This window comes from Ehrlichia chaffeensis str. Arkansas (genome assembly GCF_000013145.1).
Taxonomy (GTDB): domain Bacteria; phylum Pseudomonadota; class Alphaproteobacteria; order Rickettsiales; family Anaplasmataceae; genus Ehrlichia; species Ehrlichia chaffeensis.
Genome location: NC_007799.1, coordinates 945281 through 963680, shown reverse-complemented (window position 1 = coordinate 963680; position 18400 = coordinate 945281). Strand labels below are relative to the sequence as shown.

The 18400-nt window shown below is 29.1% G+C and carries 15 protein-coding genes and 1 pseudogene; 10 read left to right on the top strand and 6 right to left on the bottom strand.

All coding sequences use genetic code 11. The features are described from left to right. Positions 1-19 precede the first annotated feature (19 nt). The gene (locus ECH_RS03855; RefSeq protein ID WP_006011325.1) at positions 20-511 is read right to left on the bottom strand and encodes a Na+/H+ antiporter subunit E; all 492 of its coding nucleotides are present in this window, start codon (positions 509-511) and stop codon (positions 20-22) included. Between the two features lie 90 nt (positions 512-601). Here ECH_RS03855 and ECH_RS03850 point away from each other — a divergent pair, with 90 nt between their 5' ends. Then, on the top strand, positions 602-1279 hold the full coding sequence (locus tag ECH_RS03850) for a MotE family protein (protein ID WP_006011324.1): 678 nt from the start codon (positions 602-604) through the stop codon (positions 1277-1279). 255 nt (positions 1280-1534) lie between these two features. Here the strand turns inward: ECH_RS03850 and ECH_RS04905 are convergent. The 3 genes and pseudogenes from ECH_RS04905 to ECH_RS03840 form a co-directional block, all read right to left on the bottom strand. Next, positions 1535-1674 (bottom strand): annotated as a pseudogene (locus ECH_RS04905) (pantothenate kinase); the annotation flags it as partial. 61 nt (positions 1675-1735) lie between these two features. After that, positions 1736-2506 (bottom strand): type III pantothenate kinase, encoded by a 771-nt coding sequence (locus tag ECH_RS03845; RefSeq protein WP_006011322.1) that lies wholly within the window; start codon positions 2504-2506, stop codon positions 1736-1738. A 10-nt stretch (positions 2507-2516) separates the two neighbouring features. Next, positions 2517-3569, bottom strand: coding sequence for a quinone-dependent dihydroorotate dehydrogenase (locus tag ECH_RS03840; RefSeq protein ID WP_011452908.1), 1053 nt, complete (start codon positions 3567-3569; stop codon positions 2517-2519). 163 nt (positions 3570-3732) lie between these two features. On the opposite strand from ECH_RS03840, the gene ECH_RS03835 reads away from it, so the two are divergent. Then, complete coding sequence (locus ECH_RS03835; RefSeq protein ID WP_006010567.1) at positions 3733-4317, top strand: peptide deformylase; 585 nt, start codon at positions 3733-3735, stop codon at positions 4315-4317. A 443-nt stretch (positions 4318-4760) separates the two neighbouring features. Here ECH_RS03835 and argH read toward each other — a convergent pair whose 3' ends face one another. After that, a complete protein-coding gene (gene argH / locus ECH_RS03830) occupies positions 4761-6173 on the bottom strand; it encodes an argininosuccinate lyase (RefSeq protein WP_011452906.1) in 1413 nt (470 codons plus the stop codon). Positions 6174-7177: 1004 nt separating this feature from the next. On the opposite strand from argH, the gene ECH_RS03825 reads away from it, so the two are divergent. From ECH_RS03825 to pdxH, 4 genes are all read left to right on the top strand, one after another. Further along, positions 7178-7819, top strand: coding sequence for an alpha/beta hydrolase (locus ECH_RS03825; RefSeq protein WP_011452904.1), 642 nt, complete (start codon positions 7178-7180; stop codon positions 7817-7819). A gap of 365 nt (positions 7820-8184) precedes the next feature. Next, positions 8185-8739: a patatin-like phospholipase family protein gene (locus ECH_RS05035; protein ID WP_226988397.1), complete on the top strand. Its 555-nt coding sequence runs from the start codon at positions 8185-8187 to the stop codon at positions 8737-8739. Further along, a complete protein-coding gene (locus ECH_RS05030) occupies positions 8732-9148 on the top strand; it encodes a hypothetical protein (RefSeq protein ID WP_226988396.1) in 417 nt (138 codons plus the stop codon). Before ECH_RS05035 ends, ECH_RS05030 begins: the two co-directional genes overlap by 8 nt. A gap of 460 nt (positions 9149-9608) precedes the next feature. Further along, complete coding sequence (pdxH, locus tag ECH_RS03815) at positions 9609-10208, top strand: pyridoxamine 5'-phosphate oxidase (RefSeq protein WP_006010577.1); 600 nt, start codon at positions 9609-9611, stop codon at positions 10206-10208. 401 nt (positions 10209-10609) lie between these two features. Here the strand turns inward: pdxH and ECH_RS03810 are convergent, their stop codons facing one another. Beyond that, a complete protein-coding gene (locus ECH_RS03810; RefSeq protein WP_043881619.1) occupies positions 10610-10888 on the bottom strand; it encodes a BolA family protein in 279 nt (92 codons plus the stop codon). A gap of 179 nt (positions 10889-11067) precedes the next feature. On the opposite strand from ECH_RS03810, the gene ECH_RS03805 reads away from it, so the two are divergent. The 4 genes from ECH_RS03805 to dnaE all read left to right on the top strand — a co-directional run bounded on the left by ECH_RS03805 (position 11068) and on the right by dnaE (position 18072). Continuing rightward, entirely contained in the window at positions 11068-11886 is an 819-nt protein-coding gene (locus ECH_RS03805) for an EndoU domain-containing protein (protein ID WP_006010579.1), read from the top strand. Between the two features lie 1028 nt (positions 11887-12914). Beyond that, positions 12915-13049, top strand: a complete 135-nt coding sequence (locus tag ECH_RS05085) for a hypothetical protein (RefSeq protein WP_011452899.1) — start codon at positions 12915-12917, stop codon at positions 13047-13049. Positions 13050-13402: 353 nt separating this feature from the next. After that, on the top strand, positions 13403-13639 hold the full coding sequence (locus ECH_RS04700; protein WP_043881620.1) for a hypothetical protein: 237 nt from the start codon (positions 13403-13405) through the stop codon (positions 13637-13639). A 1070-nt stretch (positions 13640-14709) separates the two neighbouring features. Continuing rightward, positions 14710-18072 (top strand): DNA polymerase III subunit alpha, encoded by a 3363-nt coding sequence (gene dnaE / locus ECH_RS03795; RefSeq protein ID WP_011452896.1) that lies wholly within the window; start codon positions 14710-14712, stop codon positions 18070-18072. The last annotated feature ends 328 nt before the right edge of the window (positions 18073-18400 follow it).

The following is an 18400-nucleotide window of genomic DNA, read 5'->3' as shown; positions in this document are numbered from 1 at the left end:
ACGAGTATTTATTGAAGATTTATATACTTGCAATTTTATTATCAATATCTATTACACCAGACATTGACTCTTCATCTATAGCTAAAACTGTTATTTTGTATGGGCTAGAATATTCTGTAACATTTATACTTACTGTGCCAGGAGTAAGTGTAATAGAATTTGCAACTGTTGATATATTTAAGCCGGTAATTTGCTTGGTTTCTATTACTCTAAAAATTGGTGGATTGATTGTTATACTCAAATTCCATATTTTTTTTATTATGTGTATATTAGACAGTACAACCTGTTGCATGATCCAAAAAAAATAACGTAAAAAGTGAAATGTGAAAGGAAGGAATTGTTTTTTTGATATGTAGTAAGTGTAATTCTTATTTGCTGGTATAACATTCTGTAGCATTCTTGCTATGACTAGTGTAATAATACAGCTTGTAATACCTGATGTTATAAAAAATAGATCAAGATACCCTGATAGGGCAAACCAAAATATGAACAATGTGAAAAACGCCTTCATTAATTTTATGTTCTTAAAGTATTTTAGATATAAGCAGTATAAGCAGTGTCAATATAAATACTACTAATTATTTATTGCTAAATCACAATAGTGTTTTATTATAACATACTTGATTCTAAGGCATTGTATAATAGTTTTATTAATAGTATGCAAGTGATTTATATTGTTAATGTGATATTAATATTCTGTATAACTGGGGTTGTATTACATAATTTTTATGGCATTGATAATGATAAAATTGTGGAATTTGGTTTGTTGAATGATGTGGAATTTGTAAAAAGTGATGATTGTTTTTTTAGAGATTCAAATCAAAAAATAAAATTGTTTCCAGTAAATAGTGAGCTTATATCTGTTGTAGATTTGCAGGATTGGTATTATCGCTTGTTGGAGCAAGAAAATAGTTTAAAAGATAAAGAGGCTTTGCTAAAAATTGCTGGGCAGCATAATAATGATCAAATGTTATATTTAGAAGAGATGAAAAAAAATTTAGTATCATTGATTAATATTAGTACTCAAAATTATGATGAAAAAGTGCATGGTTTAGTAAAAATATATGAAAGTATACCTGTAGAATTGGCTGCTGAAGTCTTTGAATTGTTGGATATAGATTCATTAATGTTAATAGCTAATAATATTGATAAGGATATTTTGTCGGATATATTGTTACATGCAAGTACAAATGTAGTTGAAAAGATTAAAGAGATATCTGCAAATATATCTAAGCAGCAATGTAATTATAATAATGGTGTTGTTAAAAATAACGTTTAGTTATTGTACTACATCATATAAGTTAACAATGAGTTATTTGTTCTCAGATTTTGTACCAGATAATACAGTATGTAATTGCATAAGATCCTTTATGGTTAAGTCTACTTCGATGTTGTGAATAGCAGTTTTGTGGTCAAAAAATAAGTTGAATTTCCTCCTATTGCTATTATGTATAAGTCTTTTTCCTCGTCCTTTTTAGTTATTGTACTATATCATATCAGTTAGCAATGAGTTATATTATTTCAGGGTTTGGTATCAAGATAGTACAGTATGTAATTGTATGAGACCCTTTATGGTTAAGTCTACTTCGATGTTGTGAATAGCAATTTTGTGGCAAAGAATAAGTTAGAATTTCCTCCTGTTGCTATTATGTATAAGTCTTTTTCCTCGTCCTTTTTAGTTATTGTACTATATCATATCAGTTAGCAATGAGTTATATTATTTCAGGGTTTGGTATCAAGATAGTACAGTATGTAATTGTATGAGACCCTTTATGGTTAAGTCTACTTCGATGTTGTGAATAGCAGTTTTGTGATTAAAGAATAAGTTAGAATTTCCTCCTGTTGCTATTATATATAAATCTTTTTCCTCTTCCTTTATTATTTTTTCAATCATTCCGTTAATCATGGTAATATATCCCCAGTATATTCCTGATTCCATTGCGTGGTATATATTATCATGTATTACTTTGTCTTGTTTTGAAATTAATACTTCTGGTAATAGGGCAGTGTATTGTCTCATACTTTTTGCTAAAATATGTGCTCCAGGTGCTATAGCTTGTCCATATATGCATTTATCTTTATTTAATAAGTTAAATACTGTTGCAGTTCCCATACCTATTATGAGTAAATCTTTATGGGGATATAAACTGCTTGCTGCAATTATATCTGCTAACCTATCTGATCCTAATACTTTGTTTTGTAAGCTTATCTTAATATTAAAAATGTCTGCATGATGGTTACTCAAAATTGTGGGATCTATATTAAAATAATTTTGACTTAATTCGATAATTGGCTTTGTTATACTTGGAACTACACTTGATATGATAATATTATTTATATTTTTGTAATCAAGGTTTAATTGATTCATTGTAGAATTTAAATATATGAAGTATTCATCAGCTGTTCTCCTAGATTGTGAAGAGATAGTTATCCTTTTTATAATTTTATTGTTTGCACAGATTGCTAATTTTATGTTTGTATTACCTATATCTATTGCTATTAACATGTTAAACCTGCTAGTGATTATGGCCTATTGCATGGCGTACTGTAGGAAACCCATCTGCGGCTAAAAGATCAGCTAACTCTAAGCTTATCTTATTAGCTATATTGAATCCATTGTAAACTATAGCAGTGTATAACTGTACTAATGATGCACCAGCTTTTATTTTTTCATATGCATGATATCCAGTACTTACTCCACCACATCCTATTAGTAAAAGTTTTCCTTGGGAAGCTTGATATATTTCAGACAATACTTGTGTTGATAAATCAAATAGTGGTTTTCCGCTTAATCCTCCATGTATGTTTGTATTCATATTTAATAGTTTGTTATGTTGTGATGAAGTGTTACTGATTATTAAACCGCTAATTTTATATTTTATTGCTAAATCTACAATATCTTGTTTTTTGTTATCATTAATGTCTGGTGAAATTTTGAGCATTATAGGAACAGATTCTGCATAATCTGCTAGCTTTCGAACTTGAGATATAGCTGTTAATAATTCTGAAAGAAGATCTTTTTTTTGAAACTCATCTAATCCTGGGGTATTGGGAGATGATATATTAATTGTAATATAATTACTTAGACCATATACTTTCTTTACTGAATCGAAATAGTCTTGGATAGGATCACTGGATTTTTTGTTAAATCCTATGTTAATTCCAAATATACAATGGTTAAGTTGAATGTTATTTACTTTCTTTATTAAGAAATTTATCCCCTTATTATTAAAGCCTAGACTGTTAATTATTGCTTCTTTACTAATTAATCTATGTACACGTGGTTTTTTATTACCATTTTGAGGGTGTTTTGTTACCGTTCCTACTTCAACAAATCCAAACCCAATAGACAATAAGGGTTGAATTACTTCTGCATTTTTATCAAAACCAGCAGCAACCCCTATAGGGGTTCTGAGAAGCTTATTGAAGACTTGTATATTAAGAGATCTTGGAATTTCAATTTTTTTTGTGGGGATGAAATTGTTCTTTAGTGCAAAAATTACTAGTTTATGTGCAATTTCTGGTGGTATACAAAATAGCGGATTGGTAAATATATGTTGTAGTGACACAATATTTGGTGGTTAGTTTATACTTAATATGCACTGATTATATCAGTTTTTTATAAAAATACTACTTATATAACTAATAAATGTGTATAACAACTGTTAAGATAATGAAATATATAGAATTATACTGTAAATTGCTTATACTAAAAGTTGAGAGGAATATAATATGAATATCTTATCTGTTGATAATGTTCAAGATTTACAAAATTTGCATGCTATATCTCACCCTATTGAAAAGATAGATCAAGAAATTATAGCGTTAGCTAATGATATGATGAAGGTTATGGAACATAGTAAGACTGTAGGGTTATCTGCAGTTCAACTTGGTAATCATAGTAGAATGTTTATCATAAATATGTTTAGTGGTTTATTTGATATTGCACAGGATATAAAAGTTTTATCTGGACATCATTCATTACATGGTAAAAATATGATATGTATAAATCCTGAAGTTCTCAGCTTCTCTGCTGAAACTGTTGATTTATTTGAAGGATGTTCATCTGCTAAATCCTATGGATTGATTAATATTACAAGACCAAAACATATGGATTTGAGGTATACAGATTTGTTAGGGAATGAATGTATAGTGAGGGTCTATGGTTGGCTTTCTAGATGTATACAACATGAACTTGATCACTTAAATGGAATATTATTAGCTAATGTTGTAGATAATATAAAAAATAATTGTGTACATAGTATTTCTCAGGAAGATCATAGTGTAGTACATATATTACTTGTAAATAAAAAATGATGTTCTTATTTATAGGAAATTTATGTAAGTAGTGCTATATTCTCACAGAAAACAGTGAATTATTTAAAAATGCATTATACATATGATAACGGTGCTAAATAGCATTTAATAAAATACTGATGTGTGTGTTACAATCAAAGTAAGATTAATAAGGTGATAGACTGTAAATAGCTTATTGATCTAGTTAATTAGGTCCTCTTATTTAATATAAAGTCTATGTTAGATTATGATATTTGATATTGCATAGACTTCTATATTGAATGTGGCACTTGTACTTAATTATTTAGTTAGAGATATAAGGTCAGTACTCAGGTGTGGTTTGCATGTGTTTAATATAAAAATGAATAGGAGTAGTATTCTTCAAAACAGTAATCTTGCTATATCTAGTTTACATGTACTGCATTTTCTCTAAATGTGTAATAGGTACTGATTGCTAGAAAAAATTACATATTGTTTTCTGAATGTAAAGTAGTAATATTGCTGAGATATAACTTTCCTCTTTTTATTGCTTCGATTACATTTGCAGGAGCAGTTCCTCCATAGCTCGTTCTACTGTCTACTGAGTTTTTTACCGATAATATTGAAAAGACGTCTTCAGTTATAGAAGGGATGATCGTTTTCATTTGTTCTAGAGTTAATTCATGTAGTTTACAGTGGTTTTGCTCTGCTAACTTGACTATTTGTCCAGTAGTTTCATGAGATTCTCTAAATGAAAGATTAAGATTTTTGACTAGCCAGTCTGCAAGATCTGTTGCTGTTGAATAGTCATGCTCTGCTGCTTTTAGCATATTACTTTTGTTAATGGTAATATTGTTTAACATGCTGTTCATTGCTTCTATACATAACATTAAGTTGTTTGCTGCATCAAAGACAGGTTCTTTGTCTTCTTGCATATCTTTGCTATATGCTAGTGGTAGTCCTTTCATGACGACTAATATTTGGTTTAATGATGCAAAAATCCTTCCAGTTTTTCCTCTGATAAGTTCTGCTGCATCTGGGTTTTTCTTTTGTGGCATTATTGAACTTCCGGTTGTGATATTATCGGAAAGTGTTATAAACTTAAAATTGTAGCTGCACCAAAGTATAATTTCTTCTGCTAACCTTGATAAATGCATTATGCATATTGAAGCATTTGATAAAAATTCAATAACATAGTCTCTGTCTGATACTGCATCTATAGAATTTTCTGTTGGGCTGTCAAATTTTAGTTCTTGTGCGATGAAATGTCTGTCTATTGGAAAAGATGTTCCTGCTAATGCTGCAGATCCTGCAGGACATTGATTCATGCGTTTGTGTAAATCTTGCCAGCGTGAACAGTCTCTTTTTAACATTTCAAAATATGCCATTAAATGATGACCTAATGTTACAGGTTGAGCAATTTGTAAGTGTGTAAATCCTGGCATGATAGTATCGTAATTAGCTTCAGCTATATTAAGTATAGTCTGTTGTAATTCATGTAATAGCGTTTCTAATTTTACTATTGATTTCCGTATCCAAAGTTTAAAATCTGTTGCAACTTGATCATTACGAGATCTTGCAGTATGCAACTTTCCTGCAATGTTACCTATCATTTTCTTTAAGTGGTGTTCTATGTTCATGTGTATGTCTTCTAGGTCTGTGCTGAATTCAAAAGTGCCAGATGAAATTTGGTTTTGTATAACTTCTAGTCCATGAATAATAAGTTGACCTTCATATTTGCTAATGATTTTTTGGTTAACTAACATTTTACAGTGTGCTATTGACCCAGATATATCTTCTTCATATAGTATTTTGTCAAACGATATTGATTCATTAATCTTTTTCATAATGTCACTGGGGGATACAGTAAACCTTCCTCCCCATAAAGGATTTTTCATATAGTTGCTTTTTGGTATGGTTTATTGAGATATTATCTTGTAAATAACTAAAAATTACAATGATATTTATTTTATGGTTATTTAATGTCATTGATGTATGTTTTGTATTATAAGGTATTGTAATGTGGAAAAAATTGTTAAAGTTTGTAAAGAGTTACAAAAAACCTTCCTCTCCACCATAAAGGGTTTTTGATATGGTTGCTTTTTATTATGGTTTATTGAGGTATTATCTGTAAATAACTAAAAATTACAATGATATTTATTTTATGGTTATTTAATGTCATTGATGTATGTTTTGTATTATAAGATATTGTAATGGAAAAAATTGTTAAAGTTTGTAAAGAGTTACAAAAACCTTCCTCCCCGTAAAGGGTTTTTGATATGGTTGCTTTTTATTATGGTTTATTGAGGTATTATCGTAAATAGCTAAAAATTACAATAATATTTATTTTATGGTTATTTAATGTCATTGATGTATGTTTTGTATTATAAGATATTGTAATGGAAAAAATTGTTAAAGTTTGTAAAGAGTTACAAAAACCTTCCTCCCCATAAAGGGTTTTTGATATGGTTGCTTTTTATTATGGTTTATTGAGGTATTATCGGTAAATAGCTAAAAATTACAATGATATTTAATAATATGGTTATTTAAGTCATTGATGTATATTTTGTATTATAAGATATTGTAATGGAAAAAATTGTTAGAGTTTGATAAAGAGTTACAAACATGTATAGTGCATAGTAGAAAATAAGTATAAGTAATGGTTTGAATATCTTATGTTGGGTAAAGTAAGATTGTTGTATTAGTTTTGTATTTTACATGCGTATGTTAAAGTGTGATGTAAGTATAAGTATTTTAATTTGTGTGATTTGATTGTAGTGTAGCTATAGTACAAAAATTTTTTGTATTGGTCATGCTATTACTGTTATTTATGCAATAATGTTTTTTGTTCAGTAAGTAGTGACCTATCATTTAAGTTGTTTAATATATAGGGAGAGATATTATGAGTATAGTTATTGATGGACCTAGTTTTACTTCTGGTGACTGTGCTAATGTTTTGGTTGTATTGCTTCATGGAAGAGGAGCAACTGGTAATAGTATACTGTCAGTAGGACGTTTAATGGGTGAACTATTGCCTAATGCTCACTTTATAGCTCCTAATGCTCATATGAAGTATGGAGATGCAGGGTATGCATGGTTTAATGGACGTGATTTTTCTGAAGATGTGATATTTGCTGATATGGAAAAAACAGCTTTGATTGTGAATAATTTTATAGATTTACAATTGAAAAATACTGGATTGAGTGATGATAAGTTAGTTTTAGCTGGGTTTTCTCAAGGAGCAATGTTAGCAGTACATATAGCATTGTTGAGGAAAAGAAAATGTGCTTCTGTAATATCTTATTCAGGGGCTATAATATGTCCAAATTACTTGAAACATAATATAAATGTAAAACCTGATATTTGTATAGTTCATGGTACAGAAGATGATGTAGTGCCGTTCTCATTTTTTAATGATGCAGTTGGATTTTTGTTAGATCATAATGTGCCTTTAGAAAGTCATGCAATTCCTGGTTTAGATCATAGCATAAGTAATGCTTGTATAGAGATAGGAGCAAAATTTATAATGAATAAGATTTCTTGAATCTTTAATCTCTAATTAGTTTTTTAATAAGTTCTTTAATATTTGATATGTGTTTTTACTGATGTATGAAATGCATTCTACATAGTAGTACTTTTCTTGATAAATCTATGTAGAGTCATATTATGTTTTATTAGTATTTTTAGTTAAAAAGTTAATAAGTAATGTAAAAATAGTTAAGAACACAGAAAATACTATAAATGTTACCAAATATATAATCTATTGTATGTTAGGAAATATAGTTTAATTTTTCATAAAAGAAGGGTTATTGTATTGATATGCTCAACAAAAAGTTGTACGTATCAGCTGTATTGTTTTATATTATTTCAAATCTGATATTAGTTTGTATTTATTAACAAGTTAATAATATGGAGGATATAGTTATGACTAGATATATTTTATCGATAGATGGTGGAGGAGTTAGGGGCATAGTAGCAGCAACTATACTACAAGAGATAGAAAAGAGAATAAATAAACCGTTAAGTAAGATATTTGACTTAGTATCAGGTAGTTCAGTTGGTAGTCTTGTAGGTGGAGCGCTTTGCCTTAAGAATGCTGATGGTATGCCAAGATATAATACAAGGGATTTATTAGACTTGATGTTAAAGTATTCTGGTAAAATTTTTTCCAATTCTGCTGCTAGAAATGCTTTTGCATTAATTTTTGGTCCTAAATATTCTGATAAAAATTTGAATTCAGTACTAAAAGAAATATTTGGGGATGTTGCAATGAAGGACTTGATGACAAATTTTATTGTACCAAGTTATGATTTATGTTCTAATCAAACAGTAATGTTTAGAAGTTGGGTAGATAAGTATCATGATATAAAAGTATCTGATGTGACAAGGGGTGCTGTAGCTGCTCCTACTTATTTTACTCCTAAAAAAATAATTGTAGAGGGTAAAAAAAACATTATTGATTGATAGTTCTATTGTATGTAATAACCCTATAATAGCAGCATATGCTGGAGCACAAGTATTATATCCAAATGAAAAGTTATGTTGTTTGTCTGTAGGATGTGGTACTGTAAATAAGGATTTTTCAGATTTGCAAAATTCGTTGTTGTATTGGTCTAGTAAGATACTTTTTGTTATTATTGATGCTGGTTTGGATGCTATAGATTATCAAATGGCTAGACTTGTAAAAGGAGAGGATACGTATTGTAGGATTTCTGGTGATATCATATATTCTACGTGTGATTTTAGTGATGCTTCTCCAGGAAATATACAAAATGTACAAAAAGATGCTCAAAAGATTGTGCAAGAGAATGAGAAAAATATAAATGATTTCTGTGAGGTGCTTTTAAATGATGAAAGAATTCAACGTTTATAGGTTATATGTTGAAGAGTCAATGATGATATGTTGTGTACTTTTGACTGTGTTACATTGTGTCATTATGATATGCTTTTTATAAAATTTTGTAGGCTGAAAATGTCTAAATGATTACATATTTGCTTTAGCAGGTAGATATGTAATCAATAGTTAAGGACATATTTGGTACAGAGTGCTTTTGCCTATTCATATTTTTTATCTTTATTTCAGAGATACGTTGTCAGTGCTGCTGTAAATTAGGAAATACATAAAAAATATCTGAAAGGTGTAAGTGAATATTTTTTATTATTATGTGCTGTAAAATGGCTAACGTGTTATTCTTAAAAATCAATGCTACTAATTTATAATGAGAGTACAATAAATATCTTAGATCATTAAATAAGTAAGATAACCTTATTATGTATTAAATAATTAAGTAGAGTGTGAAAATGTCTGTGTTGGTTGATGTTAAAGGTAGAGTATGATTAAGAAAGATCCTATTGAATTGTTTGATTTATGGTATAATGAGGTATTAGCAGTTTCTTTACAAGATAAAAAAGATCCTACAGCAATGGTGCTTGCTACATGTAGTAAAGATTTGAAACCTTCAGCAAGGGTTGTTCTGTTAAAAAAGTATAGTGATCAAGGTTTTGTATTTTTTACCAATATGAATAGTCGGAAAGGAAAAGAAATGGCAGAAAATCCTTCTGTTGCTCTTGTTTTTGATTGGAGTCGTATTTCAAAGCAGGTTAGAATTGAAGGGAGAATAAAAATGCTACCTTGTAATGATGCAGATGAGTATTATGCATCTAGACCTCGTGGTAGTCAGATAGGTGCTTGGTGTTCTAAGCAGTCAAGTGTTTTAGAAAATAGGGAAGATTTTGTTGAGTTAATAAAAGAAATGACAATAAAATTCCATGAAAAACCAATACCTAGACCAGATTATTGGGTTGGAATAGTAGTGGTTCCAATGTTAATGGAATTTTGGCAGGAAGGTTTAAATAGGATTCACACTAGATATCAATATACTAGGGATAGTAATAATATGGATAAATGGAATGTTGTATCGCTGTATCCATAACTGTAGGGTTAATGATGAATATGTTTACAGTAAAACTTAAGTGAAATTTTTATAGTGAATAGAATTTGTTTGAATAATTAATACATCTTGGATAATGTTCATAAATAAAGAGTATAGTTGCTTGTGTTCATGGTGTAAAATTAATATGATATGATTTTATAAGTTTACCTAAAGTTATAAATTTATATACAACAATTAATTGCTTTTAAAGCTTTATATGATAATCTGTTAGTGTTAGTATTGTTTTGGTTTACTTCGAAAACTTAAGTGTTAAAATTCTGATTATACTAGCTACTAGAATAGCTTATTTACTATATAGGGGATGAAATAAGTAAATATTTATTGGTTTTATCAATGTTGTTTATTGATGCATGACTGATATAGCAATACTTATCTGCTTGTTATAAGAGCTTGTTGTACTCTACTTCTGTATAAAGTAAAAACGAAATTGAGTGTATTAATTTTATTTCATTCTCTAAAACTTTGTGTAGTAACTTGTGTCTATTGATTTGGCTTACTTCTAAAAAATCATTAGATACTACCTGTATTTTTAGATGTGAAATATTGGAGATGGAATGGAAATTATGACCCTTATGTTTTTGGGACTCATCTGTTATTTCGAGTTTTAATACGTTTAATGATGATGTAATTTTATTCCCTATTTTTTGAATGATATCCATTAGTTTTTGCAATGTTAACTTTGTTGTATTGTAACATTTTTATTTTGCGTAGTTAATGGTTTTTTAAATAATAGCAAATTTACTATTAATAAAAATTTTAATGAATAATATGATATTTGGCATTTTTATGCTAATAAGAGATATGTTAATTTTTTTTTTGTTATGTGAGGAATAATATTATGAGATTGTATAAGTATATATATGTATGTTTTTTTCTATTGCCATTTAGCCTAATGGCATGTGTGACTGTTGTTGATACGCCTGATGAATGTGTGAATAATTCATCTGGTATAAATCCTTTTTTCAAAACAGAGGAATATTCTAAGTGTGGTACTCTGCCTAGTCCTCCTCTGCTTAATGAATTTGATAAAGCTGTCTTAGATGTTTGTGGTGATTGGGGTAGTACTCCAGGAGTAGAGGATTTTAAAAATATATTAAATGAAGAAAAATATAAAGAATATGTTGATGAGTTATATCAAAAATTAGATCATCAAGTGTTTACTCCAAATGCGGATCTTGAGACATTTAAAAATGAGTTAGCAGAGTTGTGGTTTAATAGAGATGGATTTACTCATATAATGTGTGGACAGCCTAAACTAGGTAGATTAGGTGGTATGCATTTCTTTGGACGTTACTTGCAGGCTCAAGAGAATAAGTGGGTTGGTAGATATTATGATGATGATTTGACTGATGAAGTTAGTGATAAAGTATTTACTATTGGAGTTATGTTTAAAAATGTTAATGGGCAATTAGTAGTTGATCCTAGAAAGGGTTATGATTTCTTACATGCTAATGAAATTATATTACATGCTACAAGTGCTTACAAGGGGTTGTCTCAAAATTCTCAATTAGCGGAACAAAGAAATAGGCATTGTCTTTATGGTAATGAAGATGTTACTTATGTATTTGTAGCTCGTAAAAATTCTATTGTTACATTTTTTGCAGATTTAACTCCAAATTGTAGAAGAGGTGAAACAGAATGTAGCTGTATCAAATAGTCAGTATCAATTTATTGTGCTACTGTACGTTAATTATGTAGTAAACTGTACAGTAGCGCATTATTATTGGTTTTGTTTTTACTGAAGAGATATTAATTGCTTAGCTATTACTTGCTAAAGTAGTTTTTAGTGTGTATGTAACATAGGTAAAATTTTAAGTATTGTTTAGCCATTTTATTTTGTAACTTTTGATTGTGTTTTACTAATGAATAATAGTACTAATATAGTTTTATGTAATACAATGGTGTATATCTGTTCATGTAGCAGAGGTGTTAGTTTTGTTTTCTAGTAGATGGTTTTATGATTAAGGGTTATTGAGTACCACTGTTACTTGTAAGATTATGGGTTTTTTATATTGTTGTAGTTATATCTTAATTATAAGGTTTAGTACGTTATACAATATTATGAAATAAGTATATAGGATGTTTTTTTAAATGAGTGGTTATCTTGCAATGATAGTTTTGCATGCTGAATCTTATGTTTGTTATGTATGTTTAAGGTAGTGTTATGGAAGTTTTCAGATATATTTGGGTTCTTTTGTTACAGTAAGTTTTATTGTTTGTTCATGCACTAGTGTTCCTGATGAAAGCTTAAAAAAACATCAAGTAAAATATTCTGGATATTTAAGGAATGAATCATAATGAATACTATTTTTGAATCTGCTGGTGGGAATATTAACTGTAATTTTCCTTGTTCCTCCAGAACTTAATGAATTTGTTGATAGGGAAATCCTAAATGTTTGTAGGAACTAGGTTAATACTCCTAAAGCAGGCCTTTTTAGAATTATGTTAGATAATACAGAATATATTGATAAGCTTTATGAGAATTTGCACCATCAAATATTTACTCCTAGCACAAATGTTGCACATGGGTTAATACTTCTAGAGTAAACCTTTTTAGAATTATGTTAGATAATACAGAAAGAGAATATATTGATAGGTTTTATGAGAATTTGCACATCAAATATTTGCTCCTAATGCGAGTATTACACATGGGTTAATACTTCTAGAGCAGGCCTTTTTAGAATTATGCTAGATAATACAGAATGTAAGGAATATATTGATAAGCTTTATGAGAATTTGCACCATCAAATATTTACTCCTAGCACAAATGTTGCACATGGGTTAATACTTCTAGAGCAAACCTTTTTAGAATTATGTTAGATAATACAGAATATATTGATAGGTTTATGAGAATTTGCACCATCAAGTATTTACTCCTAGCACAAATGTTGCACATGGGTTAATACTTCTAGAGCAAACCTTTTTAGAATTATGTTAGATAATACAGAATATATTGATAGGTTTATGAGAATTTGCACCATCAAATATTTACTCCTAGCACAAATGTTGCACATGGGTTAATACTTCTAGAGTAAACCTTTTTAGAATTATGTTAGATAATACAGAAAGAGAATATATTGATAGGTTTTATGAGAATTTGCACATCAAATATTTGCTCCTAATGCGAGTATTACACATGGGTTAATACTTCTAGAGCAGGCCTTTTTAGAATTATGCTAGATAATACAGAATGTAAGGAATATATTGATAAGCTTTATGAGAATTTACACCATCAAGTATTTACTACTAATGCAAATATTGCACAATTTAAATATGAACTAACAGAATTATGGTTTAATCAACAAGCTTTTGTCCATGTTGTTTGTGGACAACCCGAAAAACTTAAATTGGGTTGGTGTAAACTTTTTAGCTGTTATGTTCAAGCTCAGGGGAATCATTGTGCTTGGTAGGGATTATGATAGTGCTATTGTTGATGTTACAAATTGGGGTAATATTTAGAATAATCACTTAACTATTGATTATAAGAAAAATTATGATTTTTTACGTGCTGATGAAATTATATTGAATGCAGTAAAAGCTTATAAAGCGTTTTCTAAGCGTGCGAAGTTGAGTGATTAGGATATGAAAATGTCTGTATAATAATGGTATAACTTATGTTTTTGTAATAAAGAACGGTGGTATTTTTTGCTTTTTATTCAACCTTAACGCCAAAATGTGATCTAGGGGGAAACGAAATGTAATTGTATAAAAAGAGAATACAGTATTTAAAGTGTCTTTGTTGTTTATTACTAAAAATAGTAATTGCATATATTAATTTATATATAATTTTTGTAGTGAATTAAGTTATTCATTAATAGATGTTTAATGATTTTGGAATGTTAATGCTTGATGGGAAAGATATAGTGTAAAAATACTGCATTATTGATGTTACTATTAATCATATATCAAGTGTTTAATGCAGGTAACATGATTGTTTTTTCTGATCATTTAATTTGTGTATTGGTATAGCACTCTAAAGTGTAAATAATTTGTACAAATCCCATGTTTTTAAACAAAATAAAAAGCTCTAAAATACCTATAGTTTATCAAACTCACCAACATTCATTCTTAAATTCATAGTTGTTTGCATTTGTATAATAACTTAAGTTATTGTTTTTGATAAATATTTAATCGTTTTAAATTTGGACTGCTTAATGAAAAACACGGTGGTGTTGAGGATACTACTTTATTGATTTTAGTGGAGTTATGTATTGTTAATGTAGAGTAAGCTGTTGATTTCCTAGTTATTAAAAGTAAGCGTTCGACAATTTTGTAACACTTTGGTTATAGTCATTTTTATTACCAATTTTGCTTTTTAATTTGTTGTTACAAATTATTATTGTATATCTGTCTATTAAATGTAAATTAAGTATTGCTTAGCATACAATAGTTTTGAGGGTGATTACATAAATTTATAACTCTCGCGAAAATATGTTTGTGTTATTTACACTATAAAGGTTGCTTATTAAATTTGGTGATTATGAGTCAAATATTTGTTCATCTTAGGTCTCATAGTGATTATTCCTTACTTCATGGAATGATAAAAATAGATTCTTTGGTGAACTTATGTGTGCAGTATAATATGCCTGCATTAGCATTAACAGATTCAGGTAATTTATTTGGATCTTTGGAATTTTCTGATTATGCATCGAGTTTAGGTGTACAGCCTATTATAGGCTGTAACATAATGATGAGCTATAATGGTGATAGTATTGGAGAACTGGTATTATTAGTAAAAGATCAAATAGGATATAATAATATCGTTAATCTTGTTAGTAATTCATTTAAGGATAGCCAGTCCAACAAAGTTAATAGAGTAGATTTAGAAAAACTTATTGATCTGAAAGATGGTATTATTGTTTTAACAGGAGGTCATGATGGATTTTTATCCCAACTTTTGTTAGGTAATGTTATTGACTATGGCATTATAGATAAGTTGTTACTTGCTTTTAATGGGAATCTTTATGTTGAACTTCAACGTCATGGAATGGAAGAGGAAAAAATCATAGAAAAAACACTTGTTAATTTTGCTTATGAGAAAGATTTGCCATTGGTTGCCACGAATGATGTGTTGTTTGCTAAGAAAAATGATTTTTTAGCGCATGATGTTTTATCTTGTATATCAGATGGTAATTATATTGCACAGGAAGGCCGAAAGATGTTCACAGAAGAGCATTATTTTAAGTCTTCTGATGAGATGTATAGGTTGTTTAAGGATATTCCTGAAGCAGTTTCTAATACTGTGTTAATAGCACAGCGTTGTTCTTTTATGCCAGAAACCAGGAAACCTATGTTACCTCATTTTCCTTGTTCAAGTGGTAAAAATGAGAGTCAAGAATTAATAAGTCAAGCTATTAATGGATTGGATAATCGTTTAAAAAGTAAAAGTTTATCTACAGAACAAGTTTCCAAGTACTATGAAAGACTGCATTATGAATTAGATATTATTATCTCAATGGATTATGCTGGGTATTTTTTGATAGTATCGGATTTTATATGTTGGAGTAAAAGAAATGATATAATGGTAGGTCCTGGTAGAGGATCTGGAGCTGGTTCTCTTGTTGCTTGGTCTTTGCAAATTACTGATCTTGACCCTATAGAATTTGGTTTAATTTTTGAAAGATTTTTAAATCCTGACCGTATTTCAATGCCAGATTTTGATATTGATTTTTGTCAGGAAAAGAGAGATTACGTTATAGAGTATGTAAGAAAGAAATATGGTTACGTTGCTCACATTATAACTTTTGGAAAATTACAAGCTAAGGCTGTGCTTCGTGATGTGGGTAGAGTTATGCAGATGCCTTATTTCCAGGTGGATAGAATCTGTAAAATGATTCCTCACAACCCAGTTAAGCCTGTTACTTTATCTGAAGCAATAGAGATGGATAAAAATTTGCAGAAAGAGCAGGATGATGATGAAACAGTTGCTAAATTATTAGAAATATCATTAAAGCTTGAAGGGCTGTATAGACATGTTTCGATACATGCTGCAGGTATTGTAATTTGTGATAGAGAATTGGAAGAATTACTGCCTTTATATTATGATAGCACGTCTTCTCTTCCTATTACACAGTATAATATGAAATATACTGAGAAAGCAGGATTAGTGAAATTTGATTTTTTGGGATTGCGGACTTTAACTGTAATAAATCAAATTTGTCATTTAGTTAATAGGGGAGGTCACAGTGTTGATATATCACGTATTCCTTTAAATGATAGAAAAACATATGAAATGTTGTCTGCAGGTGATTCTGTTGGTGTATTCCAGCTTGAAAGTTCGGGTATGAGGGAAGTAATTAGTAAGCTGAAGCCAGATAATATAAATGATATTATAGCATTGATTTCTCTGTATAGGCCAGGTCCTATGGATAACATTTCTATATATATAGCACGCAAGCATGGGTTTGAAAAACCAGATTATATACATCCAATTTTAGAAGATGTCCTTAGAGAAACTTTTGGGGTTATAATTTATCAAGAGCAAGTAATGGAAATTGCCAAGATTATGGCTGGATATAGTTTAGGTGAAGCAGATTTGTTAAGGCGTGCTATGGGAAAAAAGATTAAGGAGGAGATGGATAATCAACGCAGAACTTTTATAAATGGTGCTGTTAGCAATGGAATAGAGGAAGAGAAGGCAAGCTATATTTTTGATTTAGTAGCAAAATTTGCGGGATATGGGTTTAATAAATCACATGCTGCAGCTTATGCTTTGATCAGTTATCAGACAGCTTATTTGAAAGCTAATTATACGTTGGAATTTTTTACTGCTTCGATGAATTTAGATATAATGGATAAGGATAAGTTAGAAATGTTGTGTCATCAAGCAAAGTTGCATGGTATTGAAATATTACCTCCGGATATTAACTCTTCTAAAGTATTGTTTACTATTGAGGGTGCATCGTCTATTAGATATGCCCTTGGAGCTCTTAAGAATGTAGGACAGCATTCAGCAAAAGAGATAGTAGACGATGTTGCTTATAAAGACATATGGGATTTTATTGACAGAGTAAGTACTAAATGTGTGCACAAGAGAATACTGGAAAGTATTATTAAAGCGGGGGTTCTGGATAGTATTCATAGCAATAGAAAGCAGCTTTTTGAATCAGTATTTTTATTTTTAGATATTATTGAATATAATAAGTATAATGCTAATTTTAACCAATTTAGTTTGTTTAATGATAAAAATCATTATAAGTTATCAGAAACTGATGATTGGACTAAAGAAGAAAAGCTGAATAATGAGTTTTCCTCTATAGGTTTTTATCTTAATCATCATCCCATGGAAAACTATAAGTATCTTTTAGACAAATTGAATATAGGTTTTATTCACTACGATGATAAATCTTCTTATAATAATGTGATTGTAGGTATAATTTCTAATGTTAAAGTGCGTTCTACAAATAAGGATAAGTTTGCAGTTGTAACTCTTTCTGATCCTTTTAACATTCATGAAATAGTTTTTTATAATGGAAATATAATAGAAGATAATAAAGACTTATTTACTACTGGTGCATCTGTAATTATTGAGATGGATAATACTTTTTATAGTGCCTCAGTACGATTACTTGGTAAAAATATCTATAGTTTTGAAAACAAAATTTCTTCTATTATAAAAACTATGGTTATACATGTTAATGCTAAGAATAGTGTTGTAATAAAAGAGCTATCTAGTTTGTTGCAGAATAGGGGATCTACTGTTGTATTAATTGATCTGGTTCTTCCAAATGATCATGTGACAATTCAATTGCCAAATAGCTTTTTAGTTACTCCTTTAATTTTTGCACAAATTTTTAAGTTAAATTGGGTAAAGGATATTGAGATTAATAGCATTTTAGTTTAATGTTGCTTTAATTTATGGTGAGTTGTATTTAAAAATAGATAGCGTATTTCTTTTTAAATGTTTGATAACACAAAATATTTTACCTAAATAATTGTTGTATTAATTGGTAATTGTAATGTTTAGAAATGTATTATATGTATTCAGATGTATCGCTGGTAGTACTTTTCGTGTTTATGATTGGGTGAGTGTATAAGATATAACTTTGTATTTAATAATGTATTTTAGATTTTCTGATGTGTTGTACACTTTTAATATAATTTATTGATGATATCTCTAATGCTATTATATCTTTTTAATATATAGTTTGGAATATAGAGATCTAGAAATT

Coding starts and splice junctions, on each gene's coding strand:
- ECH_RS03810 (WP_043881619.1), bottom strand. CDS start 10,888: ATGGATATCATTCAAAAAATAGGGAATAAAATTACATCATCATTAAAC.
- ECH_RS03825 (WP_011452904.1), top strand. CDS start 7,178: ATGAGTATAGTTATTGATGGACCTAGTTTTACTTCTGGTGACTGTGCT.
- pdxH (WP_006010577.1), top strand. CDS start 9,609: ATGATTAAGAAAGATCCTATTGAATTGTTTGATTTATGGTATAATGAG.
- ECH_RS05035 (WP_226988397.1), top strand. CDS start 8,185: ATGGAGGATATAGTTATGACTAGATATATTTTATCGATAGATGGTGGA.
- ECH_RS03855 (WP_006011325.1), bottom strand. CDS start 511: ATGAAGGCGTTTTTCACATTGTTCATATTTTGGTTTGCCCTATCAGGG.
- ECH_RS03845 (WP_006011322.1), bottom strand. CDS start 2,506: ATGTTAATAGCAATAGATATAGGTAATACAAACATAAAATTAGCAATC.
- argH (WP_011452906.1), bottom strand. CDS start 6,173: ATGAAAAATCCTTTATGGGGAGGAAGGTTTACTGTATCCCCCAGTGAC.
- ECH_RS03835 (WP_006010567.1), top strand. CDS start 3,733: ATGAATATCTTATCTGTTGATAATGTTCAAGATTTACAAAATTTGCAT.
- dnaE (WP_011452896.1), top strand. CDS start 14,710: ATGAGTCAAATATTTGTTCATCTTAGGTCTCATAGTGATTATTCCTTA.
- ECH_RS04700 (WP_043881620.1), top strand. CDS start 13,403: ATGCTAGATAATACAGAATGTAAGGAATATATTGATAAGCTTTATGAG.
- ECH_RS05085 (WP_011452899.1), top strand. CDS start 12,915: ATGCTAGATAATACAGAATGTAAGGAATATATTGATAAGCTTTATGAG.
- ECH_RS03805 (WP_006010579.1), top strand. CDS start 11,068: ATGAGATTGTATAAGTATATATATGTATGTTTTTTTCTATTGCCATTT.